Annotated in this window: 17 protein-coding genes; 7 read left to right on the plus strand and 10 right to left on the minus strand. The window is 69.5% G+C overall.

What is annotated here, in order from left to right; all coding sequences use genetic code 11:
• Window positions 1–44 precede the first annotated feature (44 nt).
• From B1H19_RS35620 to B1H19_RS35630, 3 genes are read left to right on the plus strand one after another with little or no spacing between them, the layout of a single operon-like run.
• Window positions 45–1,244, plus strand: coding sequence for an ATP-grasp domain-containing protein (locus tag B1H19_RS35620; protein ID WP_083108990.1), 1,200 nt, complete (start codon window positions 45–47; stop codon window positions 1,242–1,244).
• A 50-nt stretch (window positions 1,245–1,294) separates the two neighbouring features.
• Window positions 1,295–2,380, plus strand: a complete 1,086-nt coding sequence (locus tag B1H19_RS35625; RefSeq protein ID WP_159028220.1) for a mandelate racemase/muconate lactonizing enzyme family protein — start codon at window positions 1,295–1,297, stop codon at window positions 2,378–2,380.
• Window positions 2,377–2,871: a cobalamin B12-binding domain-containing protein gene (locus B1H19_RS35630; protein WP_237289703.1), complete on the plus strand. Its 495-nt coding sequence runs from the start codon at window positions 2,377–2,379 to the stop codon at window positions 2,869–2,871. Before B1H19_RS35625 ends, B1H19_RS35630 begins: the two co-directional genes overlap by 4 nt.
• Window positions 2,872–2,900: 29 nt before the next feature.
• Here the strand turns inward: B1H19_RS35630 and B1H19_RS35635 are convergent, their stop codons facing one another.
• Both B1H19_RS35635 and B1H19_RS35640 read right to left on the minus strand, forming a co-directional pair.
• A complete protein-coding gene (locus B1H19_RS35635; RefSeq protein ID WP_083108992.1) occupies window positions 2,901–3,266 on the minus strand; it encodes a hypothetical protein in 366 nt (121 codons plus the stop codon).
• A gap of 133 nt (window positions 3,267–3,399) precedes the next feature.
• Complete coding sequence (locus B1H19_RS35640; RefSeq protein ID WP_083108993.1) at window positions 3,400–4,668, minus strand: MFS transporter; 1,269 nt, start codon at window positions 4,666–4,668, stop codon at window positions 3,400–3,402.
• 67 nt (window positions 4,669–4,735) lie between these two features.
• On the opposite strand from B1H19_RS35640, the gene B1H19_RS35645 reads away from it, so the two are divergent.
• Window positions 4,736–5,752: an ArsR/SmtB family transcription factor gene (locus tag B1H19_RS35645; protein ID WP_083108994.1), complete on the plus strand. Its 1,017-nt coding sequence runs from the start codon at window positions 4,736–4,738 to the stop codon at window positions 5,750–5,752.
• A 9-nt stretch (window positions 5,753–5,761) separates the two neighbouring features.
• Window positions 5,762–6,709: an NAD-dependent epimerase/dehydratase family protein gene (locus B1H19_RS35650; RefSeq protein WP_083108995.1), complete on the plus strand. Its 948-nt coding sequence runs from the start codon at window positions 5,762–5,764 to the stop codon at window positions 6,707–6,709.
• Window positions 6,710–6,723: 14 nt separating this feature from the next.
• On the opposite strand, the gene B1H19_RS35655 is transcribed toward B1H19_RS35650, so the two are convergent.
• The 5 genes from B1H19_RS35655 to B1H19_RS35675 all read right to left on the minus strand — a co-directional run bounded on the left by B1H19_RS35655 (window position 6,724) and on the right by B1H19_RS35675 (window position 12,387).
• Complete coding sequence (locus B1H19_RS35655; RefSeq protein WP_083108996.1) at window positions 6,724–8,607, minus strand: APC family permease; 1,884 nt, start codon at window positions 8,605–8,607, stop codon at window positions 6,724–6,726.
• A gap of 131 nt (window positions 8,608–8,738) precedes the next feature.
• Window positions 8,739–10,199: a prolyl oligopeptidase family serine peptidase gene (locus B1H19_RS35660; protein WP_237289705.1), complete on the minus strand. Its 1,461-nt coding sequence runs from the start codon at window positions 10,197–10,199 to the stop codon at window positions 8,739–8,741.
• Between the two features lie 41 nt (window positions 10,200–10,240).
• Window positions 10,241–10,813: an ArsR/SmtB family transcription factor gene (locus B1H19_RS35665; protein WP_083108997.1), complete on the minus strand. Its 573-nt coding sequence runs from the start codon at window positions 10,811–10,813 to the stop codon at window positions 10,241–10,243.
• 150 nt (window positions 10,814–10,963) lie between these two features.
• Complete coding sequence (locus tag B1H19_RS35670; protein WP_083108998.1) at window positions 10,964–11,905, minus strand: zinc-binding dehydrogenase; 942 nt, start codon at window positions 11,903–11,905, stop codon at window positions 10,964–10,966.
• A gap of 53 nt (window positions 11,906–11,958) precedes the next feature.
• Complete coding sequence (locus B1H19_RS35675; RefSeq protein ID WP_083108999.1) at window positions 11,959–12,387, minus strand: nuclear transport factor 2 family protein; 429 nt, start codon at window positions 12,385–12,387, stop codon at window positions 11,959–11,961.
• A gap of 163 nt (window positions 12,388–12,550) precedes the next feature.
• On the opposite strand from B1H19_RS35675, the gene B1H19_RS35680 reads away from it, so the two are divergent.
• Window positions 12,551–13,480, plus strand: a complete 930-nt coding sequence (locus B1H19_RS35680) for a LysR family transcriptional regulator (RefSeq protein ID WP_083109000.1) — start codon at window positions 12,551–12,553, stop codon at window positions 13,478–13,480.
• Window positions 13,481–13,491: 11 nt separating this feature from the next.
• Here the strand turns inward: B1H19_RS35680 and B1H19_RS35685 are convergent, their stop codons facing one another.
• Window positions 13,492–14,253, minus strand: a complete 762-nt coding sequence (locus B1H19_RS35685) for an SDR family oxidoreductase (RefSeq protein WP_083109001.1) — start codon at window positions 14,251–14,253, stop codon at window positions 13,492–13,494.
• A gap of 156 nt (window positions 14,254–14,409) precedes the next feature.
• Here B1H19_RS35685 and B1H19_RS35690 point away from each other — a divergent pair, with 156 nt between their 5' ends.
• Window positions 14,410–15,258 carry a helix-turn-helix transcriptional regulator gene (locus tag B1H19_RS35690; protein ID WP_083109002.1) on the plus strand — a complete coding sequence of 283 codons (849 nt, stop codon included), beginning with the start codon at window positions 14,410–14,412 and terminating at the stop codon, window positions 15,256–15,258.
• A gap of 69 nt (window positions 15,259–15,327) precedes the next feature.
• On the opposite strand, the gene B1H19_RS35695 is transcribed toward B1H19_RS35690, so the two are convergent.
• Complete coding sequence (locus tag B1H19_RS35695) at window positions 15,328–16,026, minus strand: VC0807 family protein (RefSeq protein WP_237289706.1); 699 nt, start codon at window positions 16,024–16,026, stop codon at window positions 15,328–15,330.
• A 52-nt stretch (window positions 16,027–16,078) separates the two neighbouring features.
• Complete coding sequence (locus B1H19_RS35700; protein ID WP_083109004.1) at window positions 16,079–16,714, minus strand: TetR/AcrR family transcriptional regulator; 636 nt, start codon at window positions 16,712–16,714, stop codon at window positions 16,079–16,081.
• Between the last annotated feature and the right edge of the window lie 168 nt (window positions 16,715–16,882).

The raw sequence follows: 16,882 nt of genomic DNA on the forward strand, positions 1-16,882 counted from the left end.
ATGTCTCAGATCGTCGTCGACTCCAAGGAAGAAGCAGCCGCGCAGTGAAGCCCCATGTCGCCATCATCGACCGTGTCGGATACGGAAAGTACCGGTTGCCCGATGGCAGCCCCGTACTGGACCCCGCGGTGTACGACGTCACCCTCATCACCGAGGCCAAACTCGTCGGACAGCCCCAGCAGGGCGAGTGCACCCGGGTGTTCGGATTCGGCATCGATGATGAAGAAGAGACCCGAGGCGTGCTCAGGCACCTGCACGCCGCTCACGCCCTCCAGTACCTTGTCTGTTTCCCGGAGAACCTCCAGATTCCGGTGGCCGCGTCGCGCGAAGAGCTCGGTATTTCCGGAGCCACCGCGGCCGAAATGCTTCCCTTCCGCGACAAGGACGCGATGAAGGAGACGGCACGGAACTCCGGCATACCCGTCGCCGAGTGGCGTCCCATCGAACGCAACGCAGACGCTCGGCCTCTCCTCGACAAGCACGGAAAGATCGTGCTGAAGCCGAGGGACGGGGCCGGCTCCGCCGGTATCTTCGTGATCGACGACGAAGCGGACCTCTTGGCTCTGGACGCCGACCTGCGGGGCTACCAGGCGGAGCAGTTCATCGACGCTCCCATGATTCACATCGATGCCGTGGTCGCGGACGGCAAGGCCGTGGTGGCACCGACGTCCCGCTATCTTTCCACCACGCTCTCCCATACCACCCGGCAGCCCTTGGCCTCGGTGGTGATCGACGAACCGGTACTTCTCCAGCGTTCCCGGGATTTCCTGGAGCGCGTGATCGAGACCTTCCGCGTCGAGGACGCCGTGCTCCATCTCGAAGCATTCGTCACGCCGGAGGACATCATCTTCAACGAGATGGCACGGCGGGCCGGCGGCGGGGGCATCGTGACGCTGACCCAGGCCCTCACCGGATTCAACCTGTTCGAGTCGATGGTGCGAATGGAGGTCGGGCTGCCGCTCGAACGCTCCCACCCCACCGTGGGGGCGCCCGGGGGCGGGTTCGTGCTCTTCTACGCCGAGGCCGGAACGCTGGAAAGTATCGACGACAGCTCCATCCCGGATGACTGGATCGTCGAACGGAAGCTTTCCGTACCGGTCGGTGGGTTCTACCAGCCGGTCGGACGGGCGGGCGGGAGCATCGTGAGTTACGTGTTCTCCGCTTCCTCGGAAAAGCAGGCGATCGAAAGGGCCGAGGCGATACAGGCTTCGGTCACGCTCACGGTGCGCGAAGGACAGGAATGATCAAGAGCATCACCACCGCCCTGCTCCGCCTCCCGCTCAGGCAAGTGCAGATGCGCGGCAGCGCGGCAGTATCAGGAGATCAGGAATGCGTCTTCGTACGGATGGTCAACGACTCCGGAACCGTCGGTTTCGGTGAAGCCTCCGCATGGGCCGTTTTCTCCGAACAGTCGGCCACCGCGGTGAAGTCCGTGATCGACGAGCTGCTGAGTCCCGCGCTGGTGGGGGTGGAGGAGGCCGACCGGCACGGCGTGCAGCGGGCCATGGACGCAGTCGTGCCGGGAAATGCCGTGGCAAAGGCGGCCGTTGAGATGGCGACCCTCGACCTCGCATCGAAGAGCGCCGGTGTGCCGGCCGCGTACCTGCTCGGCGGGTCCACGAATTTCGAGATCGCACTGTCCTATTCGATCTCCAGTTTCGACCCGGACGCCGTCCGGGACATAGCCCGGCAGAAAGACGCCGGCGGCTACCGCATCTTCAAGCTGAAGGTCGGAGCCGCCGAACCGACTACCGATGTCCGGCGCATCAGAAGCCTGCGCGCCGCAGTCCCCGACGCGGCGATCAGACTCGACTTCAACGGACGAGGGACGGAACCCGGGCTGCGGGTTCTTCTCGACCCGGCACGGGAAGCCGGCGTCGAATTCTGCGAACAGCCCTTCCCCGCCACGCAGATCACCCGTCTGGAGCGCCTTCGCACCTGGTTCGACCTTCCCCTCAGCCTCGACGAGTCCGTCACCGATGCGGGAACCCTGGAGGGCCTTCTCGCCCGCGGAGTCTGCGAATTCATCAGCATCAAGTACGGCAGGGCCGGCGGCGCCCAGGGCGTCATCGATATGTCGCGAGCCGCCGCACGCTACGGCGTGGGGGTGTACTGCGGCGGCCTCAACGAGTCCCGTCTCGGCGTCGCGGCCGCCATGCACGCCTTCAGTACGGTCGGCACACTCGTACCGGGATCTGACTTCTATTTCCCCTTTGAGGTACTCGATGACACAGGGGTGAGCGGCGCGACCGGTTTGCCCGGGGCGACCGGAGTCATCGGGGGACCGGTACTCCAATCCGCGCGACTTTCCCTCCCCCGATCACCCGGCATCGGGGCCCGTCTGCCCGATTCCTGGTTCGGCGTGGAAGCAGCGGCGTGAGGACCCCGGATACGAGGACGACGAGACCCCTGACAGAAGCCAACCGTCTCATCGTTCTCTCGACGATTTCCTCCGATGCGCACACATGGAATCTTGTCTATCTCCAGCTGTTGCTGGAGGAGCATGGCTTCGATGTGGTGAATTTAGGACCCTGTGTGCCCGATGAGCACATCCTCGGCGCCATTCGGCGGCATCGACCGTGCGCCGTCGTACTGAGCACGGTCAACGGCCATGGATACCTCGACGGAAGTCGGCTGATCAAGAAGATCCGAAACACCCCGGAAGGGCTGGAGACACCCGTCTTCATCGGCGGCAAACTGGGGATCCTCGGGGAGGACAACGTCGTCTACGCCGACCGCCTCATCACCGACGGCTTCGATGCGGTGCTCGTCGACTCCTCACCGGAAGCGCTCATCCGCCGGCTGTCGGAGAGGAGCACAGGCTCTCCACCGCGCGGCGCAGCGTCGGCCGCGAGGCGACTCGGTTCCTGATCAGAGGGGCAAGTGCCCCAGCCGCCCCCTCAGCCGAGATCGACGATCTCCGACGCGAAGACGGTCCCCAGCGGTTCCGGCCCGACGTACTGCTGGCAGTTGCACTGCCGAGCCTCGTACTGAAGCGGCTTGCGTTCGGTGTCCCAGGCGGTCGGGGCCTCGACCTCCTCGTGGCACCTGCCCTGCTTATCGTGTTTGGCCAGGTGGTGGGTGCAGCCGCAGACCGGCTCGGGCGGCCGGTTCGCCGCGTCCAGCGCGAGCTGCCGGCGTTCGGCGGCCTTGTGCATCTCCAGCTTCCGCTCGTGCCGGGTCTTCAAAGCGCTGCGGACGTTGTCGCTGACCCAGCCCCCGCCGACCACCACGGCGGGGATCAGCATCCATATCCAACCACCCATGACGGGCCTCCCCCTGTTGACTTACCTTCAGCTTAATCCGGCACCGGAAGCTTAAACCGGGGCAGTACGGACCGGGCCGCACGGGGACGGGCCGAGTGCAACGACGACCACGCCGCCACACCCGCCGTGGGACTCAGCTGCGCGCGTCGGCAGGGGCGTGCGGCAGCCCGCGTACCGCCCCGGAGACCAACGGAAGTACGGCCACGACGGCGAAGACGATGCCGGCACACGTCGTCACCCTGAAGGCGCCGAACGTCCGGGCCAGGGGACCCACACCCAGCTGCCCGACCGGAATCGCGACGTAGGACAGCAGATCGTTGTACGACGCGACGCGGGACAGCACCTGCGCGGGGACATGCTCCTGGAGCGAGGTGTCCCAGCCGATGCCGGACGCGGCGAAGCCCAGCCCGGAGAGGAAGGCGCCGGTGAGCAGCCATACGGTGCCCAGGTGCGCACCCAGTACGAGGAGGGGCAGCGCACCGAGCGCGCTCATCAGCTGGCCGAGCCGCAGCAGGTGCGTGACGACCAGCCGGTACATCAGCGCGCTCATCACCAGCAGGCCGATGCCTCGTGCGCTGAGTACGTAACCCCAGGTCGCCTTCCCACTGAGTTCCTCGGTGAGCGCCGGTCCCAGGATCTGCCATGTCCCGGTCTGTACGAGGTTGATCACGCAGAAGGACAGGGTCCCCCACCACACCCAGCCAAGACGGCGGAACTCGGTCCACCCCTCGCGGATTCCGGTCAGCAGCGGCACCGGCCTGGTCGGGGCCGCCGCACCGGCGGCGAGGGGCAGGCGGGAGAGGCAGAGGGTCGCGAGAAGACCGGTCAACGCATCGAACGCGAGGGCCGGGCCGCTGCCGGTGAGCATCACGAGCACACCCGACACGCTCGGCCCGAGGATCTTCGTGGCGTTGCGCATCGCCCCCAACAGCGCGTTCGCCTGCCGGAGCCGGGCCTTGCCGACGAGTTGGGGGACGATGCCGCGCAGCGCCGGTGTGGTGAACGCGGCAAGGGTTCCGTTGAGGAATTCCAGCGCGGCCACGGGCAGCAGCCGGTAGTGGCCGGTCAACAGGAGCCCGGCCACGCAGCCTTGGGTGAGCGCCGAGCCGAGGTTCGCGGCCATCAGGACCGTCCGGCGCGGGAACCGGTCGGCGGTGGCGCCGCCGACCAGGAGGAAGGCCAGCAGCGGCACCATCCGGGCGGCGAGGACGACGCCGAGGTCACCGCCGTCGGCGGACGCGTCCAGGACCGCGAAGGTCAGCGCGACCGGTGCCATCGAACTGCCGAGCAGGGTGACGAGCTGCCCGGCGAAGAACCAGCGGAAGTCGGTCTGTTGGAGGGGATGCGGGGAAAGGTGTGGGGGCGGGTGACGGGGGAGGTGCCCGGAGAGTGGTGAGCGCACGGGCGGAGTCTTCGGGGGCCTCCCGCCGAACACTATTGTTTCGGCAGGAGGCGAAAGGTCGGGCGAAATGGTCCTGCTGCGGTTGAGCCCGATGGCCCTGTCGCGGTCCCGGTTCGCGCTGTCACCGCTGGCCGAGACGCTGGGTTCGATGATCGTGCTGGGCAAGCCGTGCCCCGATCCGTCGGTGGCGCACTGGCACGGCCGTCACCACGCCGCGTTCCGCCGCACTCTCGACGCGGACCCCTTCGCCAACGGGCTGGTCAGGCTCTTCGGATCGACCAAGTGGCTGCCCGAGTTCGTGGCGATCCCGCCCTCGGGCGGTATGCGCACCGCCCTCGCCGACGAGTTGGAGAAGGTCGCCCGGGTACCCGACGAGGAGGTACGCGCCGGTCTGGAGAAGTCGGTCGCCCACAGTTGGCAGCGGCACGATCTGAGCTGGCTGGACGAACACGAACGCGGGCACGGCCAAGGCTGGGGCGCCAGGACGGCCAACCTGCTCAGATCCGTATGGCAGGCCCATATCTCCCCGGACTGGCCCCACCGCCGCGCCCTCCTCGAACGCGATGTCACCTACCGGGCCGGGCTGTTGGCCGCCTACGGCTGGCCCCGCGCCCTGGAGCGGATGAGCCGCCGCAGCGCCTGGGTCGGGGCCGACGCGATCCAGTTCGGCAACCGGCCCGGCCCCGACCGGATCGTGGGCGACGAGGGCATGCTGTTCGTGCCGGTGAGCGTGGCCAGTGGCACCTGGCTGTGCGCCACGCCCTCGGGACAGTACGCCCAGGTCTACCCGGCCCGCGGATTCGCCACGACGTCTCGACACCCCGGGTCGAACCGCGCCCTCGACCGCCTGCTCGGCACCGGCCGCGCCACCATCCTCCGCGCCCTCGAACACCCCGCCACCACCAGCGAACTCGCCACCCACCTCGACCAGTCGCTCGGCACCATCGGCGGCCACCTGGCCGTACTCCGCGATGCGGATCTGGTCGTCGGAACGAGGGTGGGCCGGCGGGTCGTCTATCGCAGGACCGAGACCGGCGATCTGTTGGCAGAGGGGCATCCGGGCACCACCAGGGACTCGCGCTAGTGTGCGCACGTGAGCCTTCATGTCGTCATAGGATTCGGGCCCGCCGGAGCGGCCACCGCTCGGCTGCTGGCCGAGAAGGGGCATACGGTACGGGTCGTCACCAGGTCCGGCCGAAGCCCCGAGCTCGGTATCGAGCATGTCGCGTGCGACGCGACGGACAGCGAGCGGCTGATCGAGGTGGCGCAGGGCGCGACCGCCCTCTACCACTGTGCCGCACCGCCCTATGCCCGCTGGGCGAGCGACTGGCCGCCACTGGGCGCGGCGGTCTGTGCGGCGGCCGAGGCCACCGGGGCCGTTCTGGTCATGCTGGGCAACCTCTACGGCTATGGTCCGGTGGACGGCCCCGGACCCCTGACCGAGGAACTGCCGCTCGCGGCGACCGGCCCCAAGGGGCGGGCGCGGGCCGCGGGTTGGGAGCAGGCGCGAAAGCTGCATGAGCAGGGCCGTATCAAGGCGGTCGAGGTGCGGGCCTCGGACTTCTTCGGTCCCGGCGTGACCGACGGCGGGCACCTGGCCGCGCGGGTCATGCCGCGACTGCTGCGCGGCAAGCCGGTCGCCACGCTCGGGGACCCGGACGCCCCGCACAGCTGGAGCTATCTCCCCGATGTGGCCGGGGCCCTGGTCGAGGTCGCGGGCGAGGAACGAGCCTGGGGGCGGGGCTGGCACGTTCCGACGGAGCCCGCGCTGTCCGTCCGGGAGATGGTCGACCGCCTGGCCGCTCAGTCGGCAACGGGACCGGTCGCGGTGCGCGGGCTGTCGCCGGCCGTACTGGGCGTCGCCTCGCTTTTCTCCCCGCTGATCCGCGAACTGAAGGAGATCCGCTATCAGTTCGACCGCCCGTTCGTAGTGGATTCGAGCGCCTACGAAAGCGCCTTTGCGCTACGCGCCACCCCGCTGGATGCGCAGATCAAGGCGACGGTGGAGTGGTGGCGTGAGCGGTTGGGCGCCGCTGGGTGACGCCTGGGCGGGCGTCAGTTTCCCAGGTGGTTCTCGTTGGACCGTCGTCGGGCGGTGTCGAGCTGGTACGGCACGCTGGTGACCATCACCCCCGGGGTGAAATGCAGCCGGGCCTTGAGACGCAAAGCGCTCTGGTTGTGCAGGAGTTGGCCCCACCAGCGGCCCAGGACGTATTCGGGGATGAAGACGGTGACCACGTCGCGGGGGCTTTCGCGTCGACGGGTGCGGATGTACTCCAGCGTCGGGCGCGTCATTTCCCGGTACGGGGAGTCGAGGACGACCAGGGGCACGTCGAACGAGTGGGCTTCCCACGCCCTGCGCAGGTCCTCGGTCTCGTCGGGTTCGACGGAGACGGTCACCGCCTCGATGGTGTCCGGGCGGATGGACTTGGCGTAGCCGATGGCGCGCAGCGTCGGTGCGTGGATGGTGGAGACGAGGACGATGGCGTGGTTGCGTGACGGGGGCTCGGCCCGTGCATCGTCGGGTACGGAGAGTTCGGTGGCCACGCTCTGGTAGTGGCGGTGGATGGCCTTCATGAGGAAGAACAGCAGCGGCATGGCGATGGTGACGATCCACGCGCCGTGCAGGAACTTGGTGATGAGCACGATCACCAGGACGATGCCCGTGAAGGTGGCGCCGACGGTGTTGATCACCCGCGAGCGGTGCATGTGCAGCCGCCGCCCCGGCTCGGTGGTCTGCGCGAGTTCCTTGTTCCAGTGCTTGACCATGCCGGCCTGGGAGAGGGTGAAGGAGACGAAGACACCGATGATGTAGAGCTGGATGATCGCGGAGACATTGGCCTTGAAGGCGACGATCAGACCGATGGCCGCCAGCGCCAGCAGGATGATGCCGTTGGAGAAGACCAGGCGGTCGCCGCGGGTGTGCAGCTGGCGGGGCAGATAGCGGTCCTTGGCCAGGAGAGAGGCCAGCAGCGGGAAGCCGTTGAAGGCGGTGTTGGCGGCGAGGATGAGGATCCCGGCCGTGAACGCCTGGACGTAGTAGAAGAGGATGTGCACGTCGCCGAAGCTGGCGCGGGCGATCTGGGCGAGCGCGGTGGGCTCGGAGGTGCCTGTGGGCAGGCCCAGTTCGGTGGGGCTGGAGGCGACGTGCACGTGGTAGGTGAGTGCCAGCACGGTGATGCCGAGGAACATCGTGATCGACAGTCCGCCCATGACCGCCAGGGTCGTGGCGGCGTTGTGGCTCTTGGGCTTCTTGAAGGCGGGCACGCCGTTGCTGATGGCCTCGACGCCGGTGAGCGCGGTGCAGCCGGAGGCGAAGGCGCGCATGGCGAGCAGGACCAGCGCCAGGCCCGCGTAACTTCCGGTGGCATGGATCGGCAGGTGGGCGGATTCGGCGCGGATGCTGTGGCCGGCGAGCAGCCGTACGGCGGCGAAGACGAACATCAGGTAGATGCCGAGCACGAAGCCGTAGGTGGGGACGGCGAACGCCCGGCCGGACTCCTTGACCCCGCGCAGGTTCATGATGGTGAGCAGCAGAACGAAGCCGACGGAGATCAGCACGGCGTGGTCGGCCAGCGCCGGTGCGGCCGAGGTAATGGCGGCGACGCCGGCCACCACGGAGACCGCCACGGTCAGGACGTAGTCGACCAGCAGCGCGCTGGCCGCGGTGAGGGCGGCGGTCCGTCCCAGGTTGTCGGCGCTGACCGCATAGGCGCCGCCGCCGTTGGGGTAGGCGTGACACGTCTGGCGGTAGGAGGCGACGACCACCACCAGCAGGGCGACGATGGCGGTGGCGACCCACCAGGTCAGGTGCAGCAGAGCCGTCCCGCCGAGCGCCAGGATCAGCAGGATCTCCTCGGTGGCATACGCGACCGAGGACAACGGGTCACTGCAGAACACCGGCAGCGCAAGCCGCTTCGGTAGCAGCGTCTCGCCCATCTGGGTGGTTCGGAGCGGACGACCGACGAACAACTGCTTCGGAAAGCTCGGCACAGCGCGAGCTTAGGCACGGCCGCGGCGGTGCGCGGCCGGGCACGCGTCCGCCGAATGAGCGAAGCGGGGTGCGGCCCCTAGGGCGCCAGTAGCCCCCAGTGCAGCGCCCAGGGAAGGAACAGCGCCCCGGTCGTGACCAGCGCGAGGAGTCTCGTTCGTGTGGCGCGGGTGTACCGGTCGCGGTGGCGCCAGGCCGAGGCCGCGGTGACCGCCGTCAGCGCGAGGACGCCGACGGCGCAGAGCTGGAGGAGCAGCCAGGCCAGGGGCCGGCCCGCGATGACGGGTGCGGCGACGCCTTCCCCGGCCACGTATACGGAAAGGGTGCACAGCAGCGTCCCCACGACGGTCGTCAGGCCCAGCGCGGCCAGCGGGCGGGCGGGGCGGCAGCGGGTCGCCGGACGCCGGAACCCCGTCACCGCGTAGCCGGCGAAGCCTGCCGACAGGAGGGCGAGGGCTGCCACCTCGTACCCGGTCCCGCCGGGGAGGGGAGCGCTGACGACCTGCTCGCGGGGGGCGGGGGAGGCGCTGGAGGACGGCGCTTTCCCGGCGGCGACCGCCCGTACCCAGGACGCCATCGTGTCCACAGAGCCGGAGGCCAGGGCACCGAGCCGTTTGCCCGCGTAGCGGGGGCCGCCGAGCCGGTCGAAGCCGTCGGTGGTGCGGTGGCCGTTGTGCGCCGCGCCGGGGAGGAAGCGGATGGTGACGTGCCGGTTCCCGGCCGTGCCCAGGGTCTCCCGGAAGATCCGCGCACTTTCCGCGGGCGGCACCTGGTTGTCGTACACGCCCCAGAGTGCCAGCACCGGTTGCCGCAGCCGCGCCAGGACGGGCGACGGGTCGTAGTCGCCCTCCGGGAACTTCCCTGTTGCGTGGAGGAGTTGGGCGGTCGGTCCGGCGACCGCGTCCGGGAACGAGCCGGTGATGCGACGGTGGCGCAGATGGGTGGTGAGGTTCCAGGTCTGGGTGCGCAGCGGGTTGAGGCCCGAGCCGCCGAGGGTGATGACGTAGGCCACGTCGCCGGAGCGCGCGGCGGCGAGGGGCGCCACCCAGCCGCCCTCGCTGAAGCCCCACAGGCCGACCTTCGACGGGTCGACGCCGGCCCGGGACCGCAGCAGCCGGACTCCGGCGAGGGCGTCGTCGGCCAGGAGGCCGAAGTCGACGTGCAGGGTGGAGTATCCGACGGTCCGTTTGTCGAAGACGAGGGTGACGATGCCGGAGCGGGCGAAGGCATCGGCCTCCTGGCGGTACTCCGTACGCGGCCCGGGGCCGGAGCCGCCCAGGAGGACGATGCCGGGGGCCCGGACCTTATGGGGGGAGGGGGATGCCGGTGCCACGACCGTCCCGTGCAGGGGCAGGCCCGCGCCGCCCCGGAAGGTGACCTCGTCACGTATCAGGCCGTCATGGCGTATGTGGCCGTCGTCGCGGCCGTCGGCGTTGGCGGCGTGTGCGGCGGGCGACGACAGCCACAGCGGCACCACCGCGCTGAGCAGCGCCATGACCAGGACGACGGGGCGCAGCGGACGTGCGGCGGAAAGCGGCATGGCGCGTCGGCCTTTCGGTGGGGGAGCGGTTCGGGAGGGACCTACGGGAGCTCGGGGATACCGAGCAGGCGGAGGAGGACGGTCCGCGACTCCTCCGCGGGACCCTCCGCCGCCGGTGGGGCGTCGCGGTAGCGGTAGATCAGCGCGATGTACTCCTCGAAGAACCGCCGCAGTTGTGCCGGGGTGAGCCGGAGCGTCGAACGGGAGAAGAGCGCGGCGTCGGCCCAGGGCCCCATCGTGTCGCGTTCGGTGGCGAAGCGTTCGAACTGCTCGATGAGCTCGGCGAAATTGAGGCGGTGCATCTCCGTCAGCGCTTCGCGCATTTCGGGGCTCTGCCGACTGTGCGGCGGAAAGCGGCGGTCGCCGGGCACCGCCCGCCACCAGCGCTCACGCCCCTTTGCCAGTTCGGGCGCCTCCTCGATGAACCCGTGCTTGGCCATCTGCCGCAGGTGATAGCTGGTCAGACCGGTGCTCTCGCCCAACTCGCGGGCGAGAGCGGCCGAGTTGACGGGGCCGTTGCGCAGACAACGCTCGATCTTCTGCCGCATGGGGTGCGCGAGCACCTTGAGCGCGGCGACGTCGGTGATCTCCTGGGGAGTCGGCTGATGTGCCATGCGCGGCATCGTAAGGAGTTGCAAAGTCTGTTTGCAAGCTGGTTTTGCAACTCAAGTGCACGTCGGCAGCAGAGATATGACGTGACATCAAGGGGAGGGGCGAGCCGGCGGAGCCGCGGGCACGCCGGTCGGACGCCGATCGGGCAACGGTCAGGCAACGGTCAGGACCGCATTCCCCCGGACCTTGCGTGCGCGCAGGTCGCCGATGACTTCGGCGGTGCGACTCCACTCACGTACGGTGCCGATTTCCGGGTGCAGGCGGCCGGCGGCCACCAGGCGGACCAGGGCGGCCAGGTCCTGGCCGTAGGTCGAGTCGGACACCGTGTAGTCGAAGTGCCGGATCGCGCCCTGGTCCGGTCCGTTGAAGAAGGCGAAGAAGTCGAGCGTGACGGGCGTCCGGCTGGCCTGCCCGAACCATACGAGCAGTCCGCCGGGCGCCAGTTGGGCCAGCGCGGCGGGCAGGCTGTCGCCCCCGACCGACTCCAGCACCACGTCGTAGGGCCCCTCGGCCTGATGTACCGAGGTCAGCAGCTCGACCGCACCGAGTTCCAGCAGCCTGGCGCCGCGGTCGGCGGTGGCGCTGATCGCCGTGATCTCCGCGCCGGATGCCGCCGCGAGCTCGGTGACATAGTGGCCGACGCCGCCGCTGGCGCCGGTGAGCAGCACCCGCCGTCCGGCGAGCGGCCCCGCGGCGCGCAGCAACCGCAACGCGGTGATCCCGGCGAGCGGCAGCGCCGCGGCAGTCACCGCATCGACACTGTCCGGCAGCGCGGCAACGCTCGACGTGGGCACGGCGACCCGCTCGGCCCAGCCGTACGCCGGCGGATGGGCCACCACCCGGGTGCCGACGGCGGGTCCGGAGCCATCGGCCGCGGCGCGTAGCACGGTGCCCGCGACGTCCTTGCCCGGGCGCCAGCCCGGCCAGCGGCGGTCAAGCTGCCCGTCGAGCTGGAAGGTCTCGCCGCGATTGACGGAGTACGCCTCGACTGCGACCACGAGTTCGTCACCGGCGGGCTCGGGTTCCGCGGCCTCCCCGAGAATGACCGGCTCATCGGATGCCGTAGCGGAAGAACCGGGAAGTATGGCCTTCATTGATGTTGACGCCTTTCAAAGGGGGGCGGGTGAGGGCGAGCAGGACGGCGGCGTCAGCTGAACAGGACGTTGTGCGCGTGCAGGGTGTCGAAGTGCTCGCGCACTGCGACGATCTTTCCGTCCCGGATGGTGAAGATGGCCAGGCAGTGCTGGTCGTAGGGGCGTCCCGACCGGCTCAGCCCGTGGGTTCGCCACTCCGCCAGGACCCGGTCGCCCTCGGCGATGACGCTCTTGAATTCCAACTCCAGGGATTCCGGCACCAGCCGCGCCACCACGGCGGGCACGAATTCGTCGAGGATCTCGTCCGGGCCGGTCCATGTCCGGGACACCGGAAGGTCACCGGCCAGCGTCCAGGTCGTCTCGGGCGTGAAGAATTCACGGAGGGCCGCGAAGTCGTCGCCAGTGGTGAGGGCGTTCATGTAGTCGAGGACGACCTTCTTGCTCTGCGCCGTGACGTCGTCGACGGTCTGGTCGGTAGCCATATCGGCAGTCATATTCGGGCCCTTCGCTTAGTGTTCGCGGGTATGCGCGGTGTTCCTTTTCCGATGTCTGAACACTAGGGAGAGGAGGCCGAAGAAGGGAAAGACCGGTTCTCGCCCAGTCCATAACATTGCGGCATAAGTGCAGGTGAGGGCCGTGTGTAGGATGCTTTACGTGTCAGATCTCCGTCGACTTCGCTTTTTCCTGGCCGTCGCCCGGGAGCGGAGCTTCACGCGTGCCGCCGAGCAACTCCACATCGCCCAGCCCGCGTTGAGCCGTCATATACGCCGGCTCGAACAGGAACTGGGAGTGCGGCTCCTCGACCGCACCACCCAGTACGTCGAGCCCACCGAGGCCGGCCGCTTGCTGATGGAGCGTGGGGCGGCCCTGTGCGAGGAGGCGGACCGCCTCTGGCGTGATCTGCGGGGATTCGCCGGGGGCGAGCGCGGCACCCTGACCCTCGGCTACAGCGCCGGCATCAGCTACGAGACCGCGCCCGTACTCCTCGGAGCCCTGGCGGAACGGCACCCCGGCGTCACCGTCGACACCCGGCTGATGCCCACGACTGACATCGTCACCGGCGTCGCCGACGGCAGCCTCGACGCCGGCCTGGTGCGCTGCCCGCCACCCGTACCGGACCTGGTGCGCACCTTGCTCAGGCTGGAACCGCAGGGCGTCCTCATGCACGCGGGACACCGCCTTGCCGACCGCCCCGCCGTGGACGCCGCCGAGCTGGCCGCGGAGACCGTGCTCCTGCATGCCCGCGAAGCGAATCCCGGCCACTACGACGCGATCACGGGCATCCTCGACCGCGCCGGGATATCCCCTCGACTCATCCTGCGCCAACTGTCGTTCGACGCCGCCCACACCCCGGTGGTGAACGGCAAGGCCGTCTCCCTCGTCGGACAGTCCTCCGCCGCCAGCCTGCCGCCCCAGCTGGTGTGGCGGCCGCTGACCCCCACGGCCACCATCGAGATTCACCTGCTGACCCGCGGCAACGCCACCACACCGACCGTCACCCGGCTCCTGCGGACGGCCTCCGCCACCGCCCGCACTCACGGCTGGCTCCACCCCGCCGCCGTGACGGCCGATTAGCTTCCCCCCGGTCACGCCTGCCGGGTCGGCAGCACGATCGCCTGGCGCAGGTTCACATGGCGGGCGCGGCTCGTCGTGAAGGCGATCAGGTCCGCGATGTCGTCCGCCGACAGGCCCGTCAGCGCGTCGAACATGCCGTCCAGCTGGCCGGCCAGCTCCGCGTTGTCGACGTGGCCGGCCAGCTCGGTGTCCGTCAGGCCCGGTTCGATGTTGGTGACGCGGACGTCGCGCGGGCCCAGCTCCGTGCGCAGGGACTGCGAGAGGTAGGTGAGCGCGGCCTTCGTCGCGCCGTACACCGCGTAGTTGGGGAAGGGGATGTGCGCGCCGATCGAGGAGATGTTCACCAGGTCGGCCGTCCCGCCCGCCTCCGCCACCGCGATCAGGTCCGGCGTGAACGCGCGGATGATACGGAGTGCGCCGGCCACGTTCGTGTCCAGCATGCGCTGCCATTCGTCGGTGCGGCCGTCGGTGACGGGGTTCGGCAGCATCACGCCCGCCGCGTTGACCACCAGGTCGACCCGCCCGTACGCGGCGTGTACGCGCTCCGTCGCCGCATCCACGGAGGCCGGGTCGGTGACGTCGGTGGCGACCGCAAGCGCCTGCCCGCCGTCCGCCTCGATCGTGGCGACCAGCTCGGTCAGCCGCTCGGCCCGGCGGGCGAGCAGCGCCACCCGCACACCGTGCGAGGCGAGCAGCCGGGCGGTGGCCTCGCCCATACCGCTGGCGGCTCCGGTGACGACGGCGGTGCGGCCGGTGAGGGCGTCGTACGACATGGGAACTCCTGAGAGTCGGTGGTGTGGTTGCCGCCGGGCGTCTCCCGGCGACGACAACCACTCTGCGCCCGGCCGCCATGCCTACCCAGGGCTGCCGTTTTCCTGGGTCCGGCAGTACCAGGATCGGATCGGGGACAGATGCCTAGGATCACGGGCATGGACATATCGATCGGCCGGGATCTCGGCGACTTCCTGCGCTCGCGGCGCGCCCGCATCCAGCCCGAAGAGGTCGGGCTGCCAGGTCACGGCAGGCGGCGGGTGCCGGGTCTGCGCCGCGAGGAGGTCGCCCAGCTCGCGGGCGTCAGCGTCGACTACTACATCCGCCTCGAACAGGGCCGCGGCCCGTCCGTCTCGGATGCCGTACTCGACGCCATCGGCCGGGTGCTGCGCCTCGACGACACCGAGCAGGACTATCTGCGGACGGTGGCCCGGCCCACCCGTCGCCGCAGGTCCGCCCCCGGCGCCGCGTCCCAGAAGATCCGCCCCGGCCTGCGTCTCCTGCTGGACACCATCGACCGGGCGCCGGCGTTCATCCTGGGCCGCCGCATGGATGTGCTCGCTTGGAACGATCTCGGCGACGCCGTCGTCGGCTTCTCCCGGATGCCGCCCCAGGAGCGCAATATGCCGCGCCAGGTGTTCCTCGACCCGCAGGCGCGCGAACTGTATCCGGACTGGCCGGCGGTGGCCGCGGAGACGGTCGCCTATCTGCGCCTGGACGCGGGCAGCCATCCGCAGGACAAGCAACTAGCCACTCTGGTCGGCGAGTTGTCGCTGGGCAGCGAGGACTTCCGCCGGTTGTGGGCGGACCACCAGGTGAAGGCGAAGGCACAGGGGACGAAGCGCATGAGACATCCGGTGGTGGGTGAACTCACCATGCCCTACGAGACGTTGACGGCATCGGGGGAGCCGGATCAGATGCTGGTGGTCTACACGCCGGAGCCGGGGACGCAGACCGAGGAGCGGTTGCGGCTCCTGGCCAGCTGGACGGCGACACCGGCGGTCTGAACGGCGCTCCCCGACGCCCCTGAAGCGCCGCCGGCCCGCGTGTTCGCCGGGCCGGCGCTCGGGGGGGGCTCAGACCTTGAGCCCGTGGCGCGTCACATACCAGGTGTGGAAGAGGAGCAGTCCACCCAACACGACCAGCCATTGGAGGGTGTTCACCAGGGGAACCGAGCCGATCGGCAGGGTGCAGGCGAAGGCGACCCGGATGCCGGCGTCCAGCGCGAACCCGGCGCCCCAGACCGCGGTGAGCACCCGCAGATGGTGACGGAACTCCGCGTCGTGATCCCAGCGGCCGGCCCACTCCCGGGCGCCGTCCTCGCCGATCTTCGCCGCCACGATCGAATGCGAGGCGGTGAGCATGAAGGGGCGCCGGGTCGCCAGCGAACCGAGCACCCAGAGCGCGAGCGCGCCGAACAGCCAACTGTCCCTGATCAGCAGGACCCTGGGGTCCCCGGTGACCAGCGACATCAGGGCGCCGATGATCAGCAGGCTCAGGGTGAAGAGCGGCATCACCTCGGCCCTGCGCCTCCTGACCATCCCGACGGCGAGCCAGGGCAGCGCCAGCAGGCTGCCGACGGTCAGGGCGGCCCACTGGTTCAGGCCCATCGCGAGGAGTACGTAGTAACCGGCCAGTGGGAGCGCCAGTTCCAGCACGAGCGACCGGACGAGGTGACGTCGTGCGGCGGCGGCCTTGCGAGCCCGCTCCGGTGCGGGCTCGGCGTCCCCGGCGGGCTCCGTCACTGGTGCGCCCGAGGATTCGGGTGCGCTCACGGTGTTGTTCCCCCTCATGGTGTCCCCCTCATGGTCTTTCCCCTCATGGGGTCTACGACGGTGTCTTCCGCGTCGCCAGATCGAAGATGTCCGCCAACTCGCGTCCACAGGCGGCGATATCGAGGCCGGGATGTGTGGCCGCACGGACCACCAGGCTGTCGATCGCGCCGCGGATCGCCATGACCATCACATGGGCGTCGAATTCCCGGAACTCCCCGGCCGCCTGTGCCTCGCGCATGTGCTGCTCATGCGTCTCCATCACCGACCTCGTGGCCTCGGCGAACCCGATCCGCTGCGGGTCGTCCCCCTTGAGGTTGGTGAGGACCTCGGTGACGGCTTGCAGATGCTCGGGGTAGATCTCCAGCAGCGCGATATTCGACTCGATGTAGGCGCGCAGCTTGCCCCGGTAGTCCTCGGCGGCCTCGATCCTGGGCACCATGTACTCCGCGGACAGCCGCATCACCTCGTTGATGACCTCCTGCACGAGGTCGGCCTTGCCCTTGAAGTGGTACGAGATCATCCCGGTACTGCTCAGCCCGGCCCGCTCGGCGATCTTCACGAACGAGGTCTTGGCATAGCCGACTTCGGCGATCACCTCGATCGCGGCCTGCACGATCTGCGCACGCCGGGCCGACTCGGTGAACGTCCGCCCCGAGCTTTGCTTGCTCGGGCTGCCTTTTGCTTGCATGAGCAAGACTGTAGGGCGTTCTGCTCACGCAAGCAAGAGACTTTGCTTGATTGAGCAAGGCGCGGTGCCGTCCGTCGTCCGTCGTCCGCCGCGCATGCCACGGGGCGGGGCCGCCCCGCAGGGCGATCCCGTACGGCGCGGCTCGGGCGATGCTCTCCGGCGGGCGCA

Source organism: Streptomyces gilvosporeus (genome assembly GCF_002082195.1).
In the GTDB taxonomy this organism is placed as follows: Bacteria; Actinomycetota; Actinomycetes; order Streptomycetales; family Streptomycetaceae; genus Streptomyces; species Streptomyces gilvosporeus.